Raw genomic sequence first — 15071 nt, 5'->3', positions numbered from 1 at the left:
AAATTCGAATGCCCTGGGGGGAATTCAAGGATACCGCCGCCGAGCGCCGCCTGTTCCAGCGTCGTGCGCTCGTGGCTTTGGTGGTGGTGTTGGCCCTGATCGGTGTATTGGTTGCTCGATTATACTATCTGCAGATCCTCAACCACACCAACTTCACCACCCTGTCCGAGAAGAACCGGGTTCAGGTTCAGCCGATTGCCCCACCACGTGGACTGATCTACGACCGTAACGATGTCCTACTGGCGGAGAACCGACCGGTGTTCAGCGTAACTATCGTACCGGAGCGGGTGCCAGACATGGACGCCACCCTGGCTCGGTTGCAGCAGATCCTGGATATTCCCGAAGAGGACATGGAGCGTTTCAACCGTCGGTTGGACGAGTACCGGCGTCCGTTTTCCTCCGTCCCCCTGAGCTACGACCTCACCGAACAGGAAATCGCCCGCATGGCGGTCCACCGCCACGACCTGCCCGGCGTGGAGGTCGATGCGGAACTGGTGCGCTACTATCCCTATGCCGAACTGACCGCTCACGCACTGGGCTATGTCGGTCGTATCAACCGGGATGAGCTGCGCAATCTCGACCCTATCGATTATGCCGGTACCAACTATATCGGTAAGTCTGGTGTAGAGCGTTTCTATGAGGATGCACTCCACGGCGAGGTGGGGTATCAGCATGTTGAAACCAACGCCCGTGGTCGGACCCTGCGTGTCCTCGAGAAGGAAAACCCGGTTCCCGGCGACGACCTGAAATTGCAGCTGGATATCCGACTGCAGAAGGTAGCTTTCGATCTGCTTGAGGGCCGCCGCGGTGCTATTGTGGCCATCGAGCCGAAGACCGGTGGCATCCTGGCCCTTGCAAGCGTGCCCGGATTCGATGCCAACCAGTTTGTCACCGGCATCAGCGTGGAAAATTACCGGGAACTGAGTGAGTCGCCGGATAAGCCGCTGTTCAACCGCGCACTGCGCGGGCAATACCCACCGGGCTCCACCATTAAACCCATGCTGGCAGTAGCGGGTCTGGACAGTGACGCCACTACCCGTGACCGCACGATCTGGGACCCGGGTTACTACCAGATCAACGACTCTGGTCGGCGTTACCGGGACTGGAAACGCTGGGGGCATGGGTGGGTTGACCTGCACGACTCGGTCGCCGAGTCCTGTGATGTCTACTTCTACGATCTGGGCCTGCGCATGGGGGTGGATGTCATGCACGAGTACCTGGATCAGTTCGGTTTTGGCAAGGATGCGTCACTGGATGTCAGCGGCGCCCTGCCAGGTCTGTTGCCGTCCGCACCCTGGAAGCGGGCTGTACACAGCCAGCCCTGGTATCCGGGGGATTCGGTCAACATGAGTATTGGCCAGGGGTTCGTGCTCGCCACGCCGTTGCAATTGGCCACGGCTACTGCGGTATTGGCTAATCACGGAGTTTGGCATGAACCGCGAATGCTTAGAGAAGTGGTTGGCCCTGAAGCAACCGACGAGGTCTTGCCCGATGAGAGCCACCAGGATCTGGCGCTCAAGCGCGAAGCTGATTGGGACTATGTCATTGACTCTATGGAAGCGGTGGTTCACGGGCCGAACGGAACGGCTCGCGCGGTGGGTAAGGACGCACCCTATCGTTTTGCCGGCAAGACCGGTACGGCCCAGGTGTTCAGCCTGGCCGAGGATGAAGAATACGATGCCGACGAAATTCGCGAGCGCCTGAGGGATCACGCCCTGTTTGTCGGTTTTGCCCCTGCTGAGGAGCCTCAGATCGCGGTGGCGGTGATCGTGGAAAACGGCGGTAGCGGCAGTGGCACGGCAGCGCCCGTGGCGCGGGCGATGTTCGACGCCTGGCTGCTTGAACTGAACCAGGACAATGACGAACCCGTGGTCGCCGGGAACGCGGGTGCCGATAGGGCAGGTTCCGATAAATCAGTGGAGGCCGGCGGTACCGATGGCTAGTCGTGATTTCATTCGCCAGATGCCGGGGCAGACAATCGGTGCGCCGCGTGGTTTGCTGTCTTCGATCCATCTGGACCCGATTCTTTTGATTCTTCTGCTGGTCCTCCTGGTCGCCGGGCTGTTCGTGCTTTACAGCGGCGGTGACAGTAGCATGGCGGTGGTCGAGTCCCAGTGCGCGCGTATCGGTGTGGCGCTGGTAGTAATGGTCGTGTTTGCCCAGCTTGATCCCGCGGTCTATCGACGCTGGGCGCCCTGGCTTTACGGGTTGGGGTTGATTGCCCTGATTGCGGTGCTGATGGTTGGCGTCGGCGCCAAAGGGGCGCAACGTTGGCTGAGTTTGCCTGGATTGCCGCGTTTCCAGCCCTCCGAGTTTATGAAGCTGGCGGTGCCCATCATGACCGCCTGGTACCTGTCTCGGCATTTCCTGCCGCCCAAACTCTCGCGGGTTGCCATTGCCCTCGCGATTACGATCCTGCCCATGGTGCTGATTATCCGCCAGCCGGATCTGGGGACAGCCCTATTGGTTGGCCTGGCTGGCCTCTTCGTGATTTTCTTTGCGGGAATGAGCTGGAAGCTCATCGGCGCTTTTGTCGGGATGGTGGCGGTTGCAGCGCCGGCCATGTGGTTCTTCGTCATGCATGACTACCAGAAGCAGCGGGTACTGACCCTGCTGGATCCCGAGAGCGACCCGCTCGGCGCCGGCTGGAACATTATCCAATCGAAAACGGCCATAGGCTCGGGTGGTCTCAGTGGCAAGGGCTGGCTGCAGGGCACCCAATCCCATCTCGACTTCCTGCCCGAGAGCCACACTGACTTTATCGTGGCTGTCTTGGCAGAGGAGTTCGGGTTTATCGGTGTGGCCGCCCTAATCACCCTTTACCTGCTGATTATTGCCCGATGTCTCTACATCGCGGTCTACGCCCAGGACTCCTTCGGTCGCCTGGTGGCTGGGGCCTTGACCATGACTTTCTTTATCTACGTGTTCGTCAACATCGGTATGGTCAGTGGCATCCTGCCCATCGTCGGGGTTCCGCTGCCATTGGTAAGCTACGGGGGCACCTCGATCGTCACGCTGATGGCGGGATTCGGCATCATGATGTCGATCCATACGCACAGACGAATGATCTCCGCCTGACGGGAGTTGGGGGAGCCGGGTGTTACCTTTTGTTCATGACCGCTAAGGGCGGTAGCTGTGCAAATAAGCAGCATGATAATCTTTCGCGCCGTAGAACCGTGCTTTCCGAGTTGTTTGTGCTCCAGAGGGGCACAATGCATTGCGCCATCGGCCTGACACAAGCAAGAAGAATACTCAGGGGTAGACCATGTCGCTGCGGTTGACCGCATTCCGCTGCCTGCTTTTCCTTCCAGTAATCGTTGTCCTGACTGTGCACACTGCATCGGTCCGGGCGAATTATGTGGAAACCGCTGAAGGAAAGGCCTTTATCAACGACTTGGTCTCCAGTCACGCCTTCGACCGGGAAACGCTGGAACAATGGCTGGCGACTGCAACCCAACAGCCTTCGATCCTGGAGGCTATCAGTCGGCCGGCAGAGAAACGGTTGACCTGGTACGAATACAGAAATATTTTCATCAAACCTTCGCGGATTAACAGCGGTCGTGCTTTCCTGCGGGAGTATGCCGATACCTTCGCCCGTGCAGAACAGGCTTTCGGTGTTTCCCGCTACATTGTTGCTGCCATCATTGGGGTCGAGACCCAGTACGGCCAGTATGCTGGCCGCTATCGGGTGATCGACGCGCTCTCCACGCTGGCCTTCGACTATCCGCCGCGTAGTCGTTTCTTTCGTAAACAGCTGAGCGAGTATTTCCTGATGGTTCGGGAACAGGATCTGGATCCCACGGTCCTAATGGGCTCGTATGCGGGTGCGATGGGCTATGGCCAGTTTATTCCCAGCAGTTACCGGCATTATGCCGTCGATTTCGACGATGATGGGCATGCCGATATTATCGAAAATCCGGTGGATGCGATCGGTAGTGTAGCCAATTACTTTGCCCGCCATGGCTGGCAGAGCGGAGCACCGATTGCCGAGCAGATTGACTCGGCTGGGTTGGATCCCGGGCTTTATACGGAGGGGCTAAAGCCCACCTTGACCCTTGGGGATTATCGCAACGCGGGTATCGAGCCCAAAGCCGATCTCGACGACACCTCGCCGGCACGCTTGATTAAGCTGGAAGCTGAGCGAGGTCATCAGGATTGGCTGACATACCCAAACTTTTATGTGATCACCCGCTACAATCACAGTCATCTCTATGCCATGGCGGTACTGGAGTTATCGCGCGCCCTGGCCGAAGAGGGTGCAGCTGTGGGCGGGCAGAGTTGAAGATGTGGTTTGACAGGCGGACAGCGTAGATGAGAACAAGTACAACGCAGCCCATACTTTGCTCCGGGATACTGGTTCTGTTGGCATTCCTGGCCGGTTGCGCCTCGTCGCCACAGCCGTCCTCGTCGTCTCGCTACAGCATCAGCCAGGATCGGGCGCCGTCCGGCGATTTCGATGCAAGTGACCTGGAAGACGCGGTGCCCCGCCATGAGCCGTATAGCCGAGGTGGTAACAAGTCGCCCTATACGGTGTGGGGCAAGCAGTACACGGTGCTGGCGGACGCTTCGAGCTTCGTCCAGCGCGGCACGGCCAGTTGGTACGGGGAGAAATTCCACGGGCACAAGACATCGAACGGCGAGATTTTCGACATGTACCAGATGACCGCCGCCCACAAGAATCTGCCGTTGCCCAGCTATGTGCGGGTTACCAACCTCGACAATGGGCGCCAGGCGATCGTCCGGGTCAATGACCGGGGGCCGTTCCACGGCGACCGCATTATTGACTTGTCCTATGCCGCGGCCAAGAAACTGGGCTATCAGGGCCGAGGTACCGCGCGCGTCGAGATTGCAGCGATAACTGTGTTCCCGGATGGTAGTATGCAGGTCGCTGGCGAAGGCAAGGGCAAAACAGTGCCTGCACCGGCGCCGGCCAGCCCCACGTCGTCGGGCGAACAGGGGATCTTTGTGCAGGTCGCGTCGTTCAGCCAGCCTGAATCCGCCCAGCAGTTATCCCAGAGGCTGCGCAATGTGACCGATTCGCCGGTGAGGGTATTTGCGGCCGGGCAGTATCACCGGGTACAGGTCGGGCCTTTTGCCCAGCGGGGCGTGGCGGAAGAACAAAGCAGAATGATCGAGCAGGTGGGGCTGGGGCGCCCCATATTGGTGACCGATCCCTTATAGCTCCGACAGCCGGATAAAATCCGACGACTGAACCGTGGCGCCGCTCGCCGGTGCCCCCAACTGATGTAACAACTGAACGGATCCATGGCTAACAAGACGGTTTTCCAGACATTTCTCTACGTAGTGACCTTCACATTCGCACTGGTGGCGACGGCTGCTGCACAATCCCAGCAGGTCCTGATTCCCTCGCCGCCCCAGATTGCGGCGAGCTCCTACATCCTCATGGACGCGGAGAGTGGTCGCATCATCGTCGAGGGCAACAGCCATGAGCGTCTGCCACCGGCAAGTCTGACCAAGATGATGACCGCCTATATCGTCGAGCGCGAGCTGGATGAAGGGCGCATTGCACTGGAAGATCAGGTGCCTGTCAGCGTAAATGCGTGGCAAACCGGCGGCTCGCGCATGTTCGTCAAGGAGGGTACACAGGTACCCGTGGAGCAACTGCTCAAGGGTGTGATCATCCAGTCCGGCAACGATGCCAGCGTGGCGTTGGCTGAATTCATCGCCGGTAGTGAAGGTGCCTTCGCCGATATCATGAACCAGCAGGCTCAGATCTTGGGCATGCAGGATTCCCATTTCATCAATGCCACGGGACTGCCTTCCGAGACGCATTATTCCTCCGCTTACGACCTGGCATTGTTGGCGAAGGCGATCATCAACGACTACCCGGAAAACTACCCGATCTACGAACAGAAATACTTCACCTATAACGATATCCGTCAACCCAACCGCAACAGCCTGCTGTGGCGCGACCCGTCCGTCGACGGCTTGAAGACCGGTCACACCGAAGAAGCTGGCTACTGTCTGGTGGCCTCCGCCGAGCGCGAGGGCATGCGCCTGATCGCCACAGTGATGGGTACTAACAGCGAAAATGCCCGGGCGCAGGAAGTACAGAAGCTGCTCAATTACGGCTTCCGTTATTTCGAGACCCATTCGCTGTTCTCTGCCGGCGAAGTCCTTAATGAGGCCCAGGTCTGGGGCGGAAAGGCCGAAAAGGTCCAGATGGGCGTGGCTGACGATGCCGTCGTAACCATTCCCCGTGGTAGCAAGGGTTCGCTGGAATCGGTGATGGATATCGACTCGGTTATCCAGGCGCCGGTGCAGGCCGGTCAGGAGCTGGGACAGGTCCGCGTTATGCTGAATGGCGAAGAGATCGTCAACCGGCCGGTGGTTGCGTTGGAAGAGGTGCCTGAAGGTGGCTTCTTCAAGCGTATCTGGGATGCCATCAAGCTGTTCTTCGTCCAGCTGTTCAACTGATGCCGGGGATAAAAGCCGTGCTGATGTATGCGACGGCGAGGAGAGTGTTATGAGTGAACCGCAACCGCCGAAAATCGAGTTTCCCTGCGATTATGTCATCAAGGTGATTGGCAACGCGGCGCCTGATTTCCAGGAGTTCGTCGTGGAAGTCGTCGAACGCCACGCGCCGGGCATCACCGAAGCGGACGTGACCCTCAATGAAAGCCGCCAGGGGCGTTTCACCTCGGTGCAGGTGAAGATCGTTGCTACTGGTGAACCGCAACTGAAGGCCCTGTTCGAAGAGCTCAAGGCCAGCGGTCGGGTGCATATGGTCCTCTAAGGTGCGTACCGTTAGCGATATGGAGCAGCAGATCCTGCCCGTAACCATCCGCCATCTTGGGCTCCAACCCTACCTGGAAACCTGGGAGGCGATGAAGACGTTTACGGCCAGCCGTGGGCCCGACACGCCGGATGAGCTCTGGTGCCTCGAGCATCCCCGGGTCTATACCCAGGGGCAGGCCGGCAAGGCGGAGCATATCCTGGCGCCGGGCGATATTCCCGTTGTTCAGGTGGATCGCGGCGGCCAGGTGACCTATCACGGTCCAGGGCAGTTGGTGATCTACCTCTTGGTCGACTTACACCGTGCCCATTTCGGGGTGCGCCATCTGGTGTCGGCCATTGAGGATTCAATCGTCGAGATGCTCGGAGATCTGGATATCGAAGCGGCACCCCGGCCAGATGCACCGGGCGTTTATACCCAAGGGACCAAGATCGCGTCATTGGGGCTGCGTATCCGGCGTGGTTGTTCGTTTCACGGCCTGGCCCTGAATGTAGATATGGATCTGGAGCCCTTCCGTCGCATAAATCCATGCGGGTTGGCAGGCATGGCCATGTCCCAGGTCGTGGATTACGCGCCCCACGCGACTATGCAGGGAGTGCAGGATGCGTTAGTCGAAATCCTGGCCCGTCGCCTGAACCTCAAAATAGCTGACACGGAAACTACGTTACCGGAAAACGGCGTTCATGCGCTCTCGCCACCGGTTGCTTAGATACTTTAGCGAGCTTTCTTCGTCCAATCGCTTTTCGCCGGGTATTTTTGGCCGAGAGTGTGTCGAATGGTTAGGCGCTATCCTGTTCGGGTACTTCGCCGCTGCAAACTCGGTTCCTTCCTGTGGCCTTGGCCGTATAGAGTGCTTCGTCAGCCCGCTGTAACAGATGGTTGGTCGATTCGGCGCCATGAATGGTGGCGACGCCAGCGCTGATGCTGGTGCGAATCGGCAAGCCCTCGAAGGCCAGTGTCTGGGCCGCAATGGTCTGGCGGATGCGGTTGGCCATCGTCACGGCTTCGGATACCTGGGTTTCCGGCAGGACCGCCAGGAATTCCTCACCGCCCCAGCGCGACACCATGTCCACCCTTCGGCAGCCGTCCTTGAGCTTGTTGGCTACCATCACGATCAACTGATCACCGGCCTGGTGGCCATAGTTATCGTTCACGCCCTTGAATACATCGATGTCCATCAGGATGACAGAGAATGGCTTGCGGTTTCGCAGGTAGCGTTCGTATTCGGTCTCCAGCCGCGCCAGACCCTCCCGGCGATTGGACAGGCCGGTCATGGCGTCGTGCTTGGCAGCGTACTCATATTCCCTGGCCAGCGTGAGCAGCCGGGCCTGGCTACGACGTCGGCTAAGGTCGAGGATGTAACAGGAGATCATCTCGAACGCCAAGACCGTGATCATGACCAGTCGGAAGCTGTCGCTGTAGGGTGTTTCCACCAGATAGTCGCCAGCGGGGGAGAAAAGGCCGATCAGCGTAACGATGCCGAATGCGCAGGCGAGTACGCCAACACGGAGCGTGCTGATATAGAAGATGATCGGTGGATACGCGAATAGCCAGATGATGGCCGAGCCATCCTCAACAGCGGAAATCGCCAGATAGATGAACAGGCCGGTGATCAGGACGATGAACGTACGTCGCTGTAGAGTTTCGTGGCGTAGCATCATATAGACCAGGGCGTTGAGCAGCAGGAGCGCGGCGCAGGTCAGCAGTATGCTCGGCACCAGGGTGTCGTCCCGACCGGCGGCACGGTAGGCGAAGAACAGCAGCAGTGGCTGGGCGCCGATGCTGAGCCAATTGATCAGCGTGGGAACTGGAATCTCACCCGTGACCCGTTGACGCACTGGGGGCTCGGGCCAAAAAGACTTGGATGACTTGGGCATCGTTGTTAGCGTTGTAGTGGTCGTGCGTACGAGGCGTCGCACCATCTAGTTGTTGTCATACGTTATCGTTTATGTCCGATCCCGAATGTTTAACTGAGCATAGCCGGGTTTGCCCGTGCGCTCTGTTTTAAAACGTAAACATGACGCCTTAAACGCCCTATAGTGCGTTGTGTAGAGTGCTAACCTCAGGCGCTTTGTCTATTCCTTAACCACTACAAGACAAAGCCGATCGGAATCCATTGGCTCCGGAAACGGCAGACGGGCGGCAGGTGAGTGATCAAGCCCGGCCATGGCTCACGTATACTTGGTAACCATGTGGCCCCGTCGCCGGATCGATGGCCGCCTGGATCGCAGCCTCTCCACCGCTGGAGACGCTACGCCATTCACCAGCTTTTTGGGTCCTTTGATGACTTCCAAGAAACCCCGTTCCTCCGTCGCCCGTATCAAGACTGGTAGCTTCGAACGTCGGCTCAGCCTGACCCGGGCCGGCCTGTTTGCCGGCTCCCGTATGGCGACGCATATGGCCACCAACTGGTTTGGCAGCAAAGAGCGTCGCGAAGCCAGACACAGCAAGATGCTATCCAGCCAGGCAGAATTCCTCGTGGAAGAGCTCGGCAAGCTCAAGGGAAGCGTGGTGAAGATTGGCCAGGTCATGGCGCTCTATGGCGAGCATTTCCTGCCGGAAGAGGTGACCGAGGCCCTGCATACGCTTGAGGATCAAGGCACCTCGCTGGCCTGGCCTTCGGTCCAGAAAGTGCTCGAGCGCGAACTCGGTGCGGAACGTCTGGCGCAGCTCGATGTCGATGCCGAACCGATCGGTGCCGCTTCCCTCGGGCAGGTGCATCGCGCGGTGCGCAAATCCGACGGTCTGGAACTGGTGCTGAAGATCCAGTATCCCGGAGTGGACGAGGCGGTGGACAGCGACCTCAACGCGGTTGCGCAAATCCTGGCGATGGCCCGCCTGGTGTCCTTCGGGCCGGAGTTCAAGGATTGGCTCGAAGAGGTCCGAACCATGATGCACCGCGAGGTGGATTACGCGCTTGAAGCGAGGACCACAGAGCATTTTCGCCAGATGCTGGAAGGGGATGACCGTTATGTGGTGCCCCGGGTGTTGGAGGAATACACAACCCATCATGTGATCGCCTCCACCTACGAATCAGGCTGGCCGGTCAGCTCAGAGAAGGTGGCGGAGTTATCTCTAGAGCGCCGTAGCGCCCTTGGGCGGGCAGCGCTGGAGCTGTTTTTCAAGGAACTTTTCGAATGGGGGGAAATTCAGACCGACCCCAATTTCGGCAACTACCGTATCCGTATTGCCGAAGATACCGATGGCGATACCGATAAGATCGTGTTGCTGGATTTCGGCGCTGTGCAAAGCTATTCCGACGAATTCCTCGACCCGGTGCGGTCGATGATCAAGGCTTCCTACGAGCGGGATCTGGAGCGTGTGATCGAAGGTGGCATCAAGCTGCACTTCATGAGTACCGACTGGCCGGATGACATTCTGAAGCGGTTTGGCGAGGTGTGTATGTCGGTGCTCGAACCCTTGGCGCCGGCCAACGGGGAGTGGCCGGATTATGCAGTGAACGAGCAGGGTCAATATCGCTGGAAACAGAGTGACCTGCCATCCCGGGTGGCACGGCAGGCCGCACGTTCGGCCATCAGTCGCTACTTCCGGATACCGCCAAAGGAATTCGTCTTCCTCAATCGCAAACTGATAGGGGTCTATACCTTCATTGCTGTGCTGCGTTCCGAATTCAACGGCGAGGACCTGCTACGTGCCTACCTCTACGGCGAGTCCACTGATGAGGAAACCCGTCCGGCCGGATGAGCCGGGTCACGTGGCTTCGATCACCACCCAGAGGACGGCGGCATAGCGAATCCCCTTGCCAATGGCAACCAACGCGATGAAGTTGAGCCAGGGCACGCGCATGATGCCGCCGATCAGCGTCAACGCATCGCCGCCGACCGGCAGCCATGCCATCAGTAGCGACCACTGACCAAAGCGGTTGAAACGTTCTTGCGCAGCGTTCAACTGCTTTTCGCTGACCGGGAACCATCGCTTGTGGCGAAAGCGTTCCACCTGCCGACCTATCACACCATTCACCACCGAGCCCAGCGTGTTGCCGGCGGTAGCGCAGGCCCAGAGGGCAAGCGCGGAATACCCCTGGGTGACCAGCCCCCCAAGGAGCACCTCCGAGTAAGCCGGTAGCAATGTCGCTGCCGCAAGAGCCGTAAAAAACAGGGACACGTAGGCCAAATCATCTCCAATTCAATTACACAGTGTAGTGGTCTGTCCGGCGACATCGCTCTATGGTTAGCGCCAATCTCCGGAGGTTGCTTTTTTGTAAAGAAATCCCCGGAGAAGCCGATAGATATTGTGTCAGCCCCTGGAAACCGGGAACCAGGCTGGCGAACGGGTTACTTGCACGTGCGGCAGGACCTGTCGATGTAACGGTCTTGTCCGGTCTACAGGGCAAGGCTTCCAAACGATCGATCCGGGATCTCCATGAAAAAACTCTCGCTGAAACTGAAACTCTACGCCCTGGTCATTGCCCTGCTGCTCTTGATGGGGCTGAGCATGATTATCACGGCCCAGATTTCACTGTCCCGGATGGAGGCGCGTATTACGGACGATACCGGTGCTCTGGTTCAGGATATCGTGGTTGAGCGCTTACGCGCCACGGCTGGCCAGTACGGGGAACTGGTCGCGAGCATTTTCAACCGGGCTTACAAGATTCCGGACACCTTCCGTGAGGTGATCCGCCGCAACGTCGAAGGTTCGGATTCCGCCCGCATGAGTCGGCGCGACCTGATGGAAACCGCTGGCGAGATCCTCAAGGGGCAGCCGGAACTCAGTTCCATCTACGCGCAGTTCGAACCCGATGCCTATGACGGCCAGGACCGTTACTTTACCGGTGGCGTGGAAGATCATAGCAGCGATGAAGGCACGTTGGAGATTTACTATTACCGCGATTCTCAGGGCGAGATCCAGTTCAACCGTACCCCAGACCCCTCGGTGAAATATCTCGAAGGACGCAATGAGTTCGGTATTCGTGAGGCCGAGTGGTACCTCTGTTCCAAGGAGCAACTCAAACCCTGCACCATGGAACCCTACAACTACGAGATAAGTGAGGGGTACACGGAGCTGATGACCAGCCTGGTCATGCCGATTACCAAGAATGGCGAGTTTGCCGGTGTGGTGGGTACGGATATCAATCTCTCCACTATCCAGAAGACGCTCAAGCAGGTGAGTCAGAGCCTCTATTCCGGTGCGGGCCGCGTTACCCTGATCAGCGATATCGGTTTGATTGCGGGGTCCAGTCACTACATCGATCACCTTGGCCGCCCGCTGGCGGAAGCACTTCCGGGACGCGCGGGCGATTACCGTGCGATGGCTCGGGACGATGCGGAAGATGTGTTCGACAACGGTGAGGACATTGCCGTTGCCTATCCGATCCACATCGACGCCTCGAACACCCTTTGGTCGATGATCATCGAATTGCCTCGCCAGGTTGCCCTCGCTGACCTCAGGCAGGTCAATACCCTATTGTCTGAACAGGTCAGCGCCACAGCGGCTCGCCAGATGACAGCCGGCGTAGTGGTTTCCATCGTATCCCTGGTCTTGCTGGTGCTGCTGGTACGTTCGGTCACCCGTCCGCTGGACCAGATCCGCGACCGTATGGCCAACCTGGCCAGTGCCGAGGGGGACCTGACCCAAGAGCTCACCATCGATACTCACGCCGAACTGATCGCGCTGGCCGAGGGTTTCAACGCCTTCCTGGCCAAGTTGCGCAACATGATCAACGACCTCAAGTCGATCAATCGGGAGGTCAGTGAACAGTCTGAGGATGTACGCCGGATCGCGGGGGAAACCGAGCAGAACACCAGCCGGCAACATAGCGAGATCGACAGCGTGGTTACGGCCATGAACGAGATGTCCGCCGCGGCCGGCGAGGTTGCGACGTTTGCCGCCGATGCCGCGGGTAATGCGCGGGAAGCGAGCGAGGGTGTCGAGAACACGCAAGGCACGCTGACCACCGCGGTCAACGGTGTGCAGGCGTTGGCAAGCGACATGGAAGAAGCCAGCAGCGCGATCGGTCACGTGGCCCAGCGTAGCGATGACATTAACCGCATCCTTGAGGTTATCCGCGGAATCGCCGAACAGACCAACCTGCTGGCACTGAATGCCGCTATTGAGGCAGCGCGGGCCGGTGAACAGGGCCGCGGTTTCGCCGTGGTGGCGGACGAAGTGCGTACGCTGGCATCAAAGACCCGGGAATCCACCGACGAGATCAGTCAGATGATCGAGGGCCTGCAGCAGGAGGTGAACCAGACGGTCACCGTAATCCAGGGCGGTGTCGAGCGTGCCACCACGGCGGTCGATACGACCCGAGAAGCCGATCAGTCACTGGCGGATGTAGTACGCCGGATCGCCACCATCGTCGAGCACGTAACCCAGGTGGCCACCGCCGCCGAAGAGCAGAGCTCGGTCAGTGAAGAAATTAATCGCAACCTGACCAACATAGGTGACGCGGCCAGTGATCTACGTGAACTGGCTGAACGTGTGCGGGGACGTGGAGAGACTCTGGGTAACCAGGTCGTTTCCCTGGAAGATCAGCTCAATCGGTTGCGGACCTGATTCGGGCAGCGAGTTCGGCTACATATGCCGGCCCTATAGCAGTGATTCATTGCATTTAATGTCATTGCAGGCCGATGTCTGGCATCGTGGGACTACATTTATCGATGCGCTGGTATTCGAACCTTTTTTAGGGGAGCTCTATGGAACGCGTAACAATCTACGGTCGTATGAGTTGTGGTTTTTGTGTACGCGCGAAACTACTCTGTGAGCAGAAAAATCTGGACCATAAATTTGTCGATATGATTGGTGAAGGCATCAGTAAGGCGGATCTGGCGAGAACGTTGGGTAAGCCCGTCATGACGGTGCCCCAGATTGTGGTGGGCGATGCGTATATTGGTGGTTATACCGAATTTGCTCGATTTATCGAAGAGCGCTCTTCAGGGACGCTGGGTCGAGCCGCACCGAATTGACAGGGTCGCAGGTCGAGCGAAACCTCGCAGATAAAGAAGGCGCCTCGATGAGGCGCCTTCTTTCATTCCGGACGATCGTTTTCTATCGAGGCGGGATCAGATATCAAAGCTGGTCTTGAGCTTCTTCTCCGCCAGCACGCCCTGGATCTTCGCCACCTTGGGTAGCCCGTTCTCGAACGGCGGGAAGCTCTCGCCGTGAATCAGTGGTTCCAGGTAATCTCGGCAGTCCTGGGTGATGCCGAAGCCATCGTCGGTGATGAAGTGGATCGGCATTTTCTTTTCCTGGTTGGCCACGTCGCTGAGGTTGGCCTCTCCGATATGCCAGCGGTACGGGCGGGACTGCTCACGTACGATGGTCGGCATCAGTGCCTGCTTGCCTGCGATCGCCATTTCCACAGCGGCCTTGCCGACAGCGTAGGCCTGCTCTACATCCGTAGCCGAACCGATGTGCCGCGCGGCGCGCTGCAGGTAATCGGCCACCGCCCAATGATACTTGTAGCCCAGGGCCTGTTTGGTCATGTTGGCCAGCGCCGGTGCAACACCGCCGAGCTGGGTGTGGCCGAAGGCATCCTTGCTGCCGGCATCCGCCAGGAAGCGGCCGTCTTCATACTGGGCGCCTTCGGACGCCACCACGACGCAGTAGCCATAGTTCTCGACGCAATGTTCGACCCGCTTGAGGAAGGCATCGCGGTCGAACGGGATTTCCGGGAACAGGATAACGTGCGGCGGCTCGCCTTCGCCCTGGCCGGCCAAACCGCCGGAGGCGGCGATCCAACCCGCATGGCGACCCATCACTTCGAGGATGAATACCTTGGTGGATGACTCGCACATGGACTTGATGTCCAGGCTGGCTTCCAGGGTGGACGTTGCAATGTATTTCGCGACCGAGCCGAAGCCGGGGCAGCAGTCGGTAAAGGGCAGGTCGTTATCGACGGTCTTGGGAACGCCGATGCAGGTAATCGGGTAGCCCATGCGATCGGCCAATTGGGAGACCTTGAAGGCGGTATCCTGGGAGTCGCCACCGCCGTTGTAGAAGAAGTAGCCGATGTTATGGGCCTGGAAAACTTCGATCAGACGCTCGTATTCACGCTTGTTTTCGGTGAAGTTTTTCAGTTTGTAGCGACAGGAACCGAATGCTCCACCAGGCGTGTGCATTAGCGCCGCGATGGTTTCTTCACTTTCCTCGTTGGTATCGATCAATTCTTCCCTGAGAGCCCCAATGATGCCATTCCGGCCGGCGTACACAGTGCCGATCGCCTCGGGATGCTTGCGGGCGGTCTGGATGACACCGCAGGCACTGGCGTTGATGACGGCGGTCACCCCGCCGGACTGGGCATAAAAAGCGTTCTTGATGGCCATCGTTCCTGGCGCCTCCTGCTGGTTGGTCA

Annotated in this window: 13 protein-coding genes; 10 read left to right on the top strand and 3 right to left on the bottom strand. The window is 58.6% G+C overall.

Annotated features, from left to right (window positions below; translation table 11 throughout):
* Positions 1-8: 8 nt before the first annotated feature.
* The 7 genes from mrdA (at position 9) to lipB (ending at position 7466) form a co-directional block, all read left to right on the top strand.
* Complete coding sequence (mrdA, locus tag RE428_RS18010) at positions 9-1943, top strand: penicillin-binding protein 2 (RefSeq protein ID WP_004583328.1); 1935 nt, start codon at positions 9-11, stop codon at positions 1941-1943.
* On the top strand, positions 1936-3078 hold the full coding sequence (gene rodA / locus RE428_RS18005; RefSeq protein WP_004583327.1) for a rod shape-determining protein RodA: 1143 nt from the start codon (positions 1936-1938) through the stop codon (positions 3076-3078). Before mrdA ends, rodA begins: the two co-directional genes overlap by 8 nt.
* Positions 3079-3265: 187 nt before the next feature.
* Positions 3266-4282, top strand: a complete 1017-nt coding sequence (gene mltB, locus RE428_RS18000; protein WP_004583326.1) for a lytic murein transglycosylase B — start codon at positions 3266-3268, stop codon at positions 4280-4282.
* A 29-nt stretch (positions 4283-4311) separates the two neighbouring features.
* Positions 4312-5181: a septal ring lytic transglycosylase RlpA family protein gene (locus RE428_RS17995; protein WP_040883822.1), complete on the top strand. Its 870-nt coding sequence runs from the start codon at positions 4312-4314 to the stop codon at positions 5179-5181.
* 84 nt (positions 5182-5265) lie between these two features.
* Complete coding sequence (locus RE428_RS17990) at positions 5266-6438, top strand: D-alanyl-D-alanine carboxypeptidase family protein (RefSeq protein ID WP_004583324.1); 1173 nt, start codon at positions 5266-5268, stop codon at positions 6436-6438.
* A gap of 49 nt (positions 6439-6487) precedes the next feature.
* On the top strand, positions 6488-6757 hold the full coding sequence (locus RE428_RS17985) for an HP0495 family protein (RefSeq protein WP_004583323.1): 270 nt from the start codon (positions 6488-6490) through the stop codon (positions 6755-6757).
* A gap of 19 nt (positions 6758-6776) precedes the next feature.
* The gene (lipB, locus tag RE428_RS17980) at positions 6777-7466 is read left to right on the top strand and encodes a lipoyl(octanoyl) transferase LipB (RefSeq protein ID WP_004583322.1); all 690 of its coding nucleotides are present in this window, start codon (positions 6777-6779) and stop codon (positions 7464-7466) included.
* A gap of 70 nt (positions 7467-7536) precedes the next feature.
* Here the strand turns inward: lipB and RE428_RS17975 are convergent, their stop codons facing one another.
* The gene (locus RE428_RS17975; protein WP_004583321.1) at positions 7537-8595 is read right to left on the bottom strand and encodes a GGDEF domain-containing protein; all 1059 of its coding nucleotides are present in this window, start codon (positions 8593-8595) and stop codon (positions 7537-7539) included.
* Positions 8596-9040: 445 nt separating this feature from the next.
* On the opposite strand from RE428_RS17975, the gene RE428_RS17970 reads away from it, so the two are divergent.
* Entirely contained in the window at positions 9041-10462 is a 1422-nt protein-coding gene (locus tag RE428_RS17970) for an ABC1 kinase family protein (protein WP_040883934.1), read from the top strand.
* Positions 10463-10468: 6 nt separating this feature from the next.
* Here RE428_RS17970 and RE428_RS17965 read toward each other — a convergent pair whose 3' ends face one another.
* Positions 10469-10891, bottom strand: coding sequence for a YqaA family protein (locus RE428_RS17965; RefSeq protein WP_004583319.1), 423 nt, complete (start codon positions 10889-10891; stop codon positions 10469-10471).
* Positions 10892-11140: 249 nt separating this feature from the next.
* Here RE428_RS17965 and RE428_RS17960 point away from each other — a divergent pair, with 249 nt between their 5' ends.
* Together RE428_RS17960 and RE428_RS17955 are read left to right on the top strand one after the other, a co-directional pair.
* Positions 11141-13273 (top strand): methyl-accepting chemotaxis protein, encoded by a 2133-nt coding sequence (locus tag RE428_RS17960; protein WP_004583318.1) that lies wholly within the window; start codon positions 11141-11143, stop codon positions 13271-13273.
* A gap of 140 nt (positions 13274-13413) precedes the next feature.
* The gene (locus RE428_RS17955; protein ID WP_004583317.1) at positions 13414-13683 is read left to right on the top strand and encodes a GrxA family glutaredoxin; all 270 of its coding nucleotides are present in this window, start codon (positions 13414-13416) and stop codon (positions 13681-13683) included.
* Positions 13684-13779: 96 nt separating this feature from the next.
* Here the strand turns inward: RE428_RS17955 and RE428_RS17950 are convergent, their stop codons facing one another.
* Positions 13780-15042 (bottom strand): 6-phosphofructokinase, encoded by a 1263-nt coding sequence (locus tag RE428_RS17950; protein ID WP_004583316.1) that lies wholly within the window; start codon positions 15040-15042, stop codon positions 13780-13782.
* Positions 15043-15071 lie beyond the last annotated feature (29 nt).

This window comes from Marinobacter nanhaiticus D15-8W, from assembly GCF_036511935.1.
GTDB classification, from domain to species: domain Bacteria; phylum Pseudomonadota; class Gammaproteobacteria; order Pseudomonadales; family Oleiphilaceae; genus Marinobacter_A; species Marinobacter_A nanhaiticus.
Note: the sequence above shows the minus strand (reverse complement) of the source record. Positions and strands in the feature narration are given on the sequence as shown.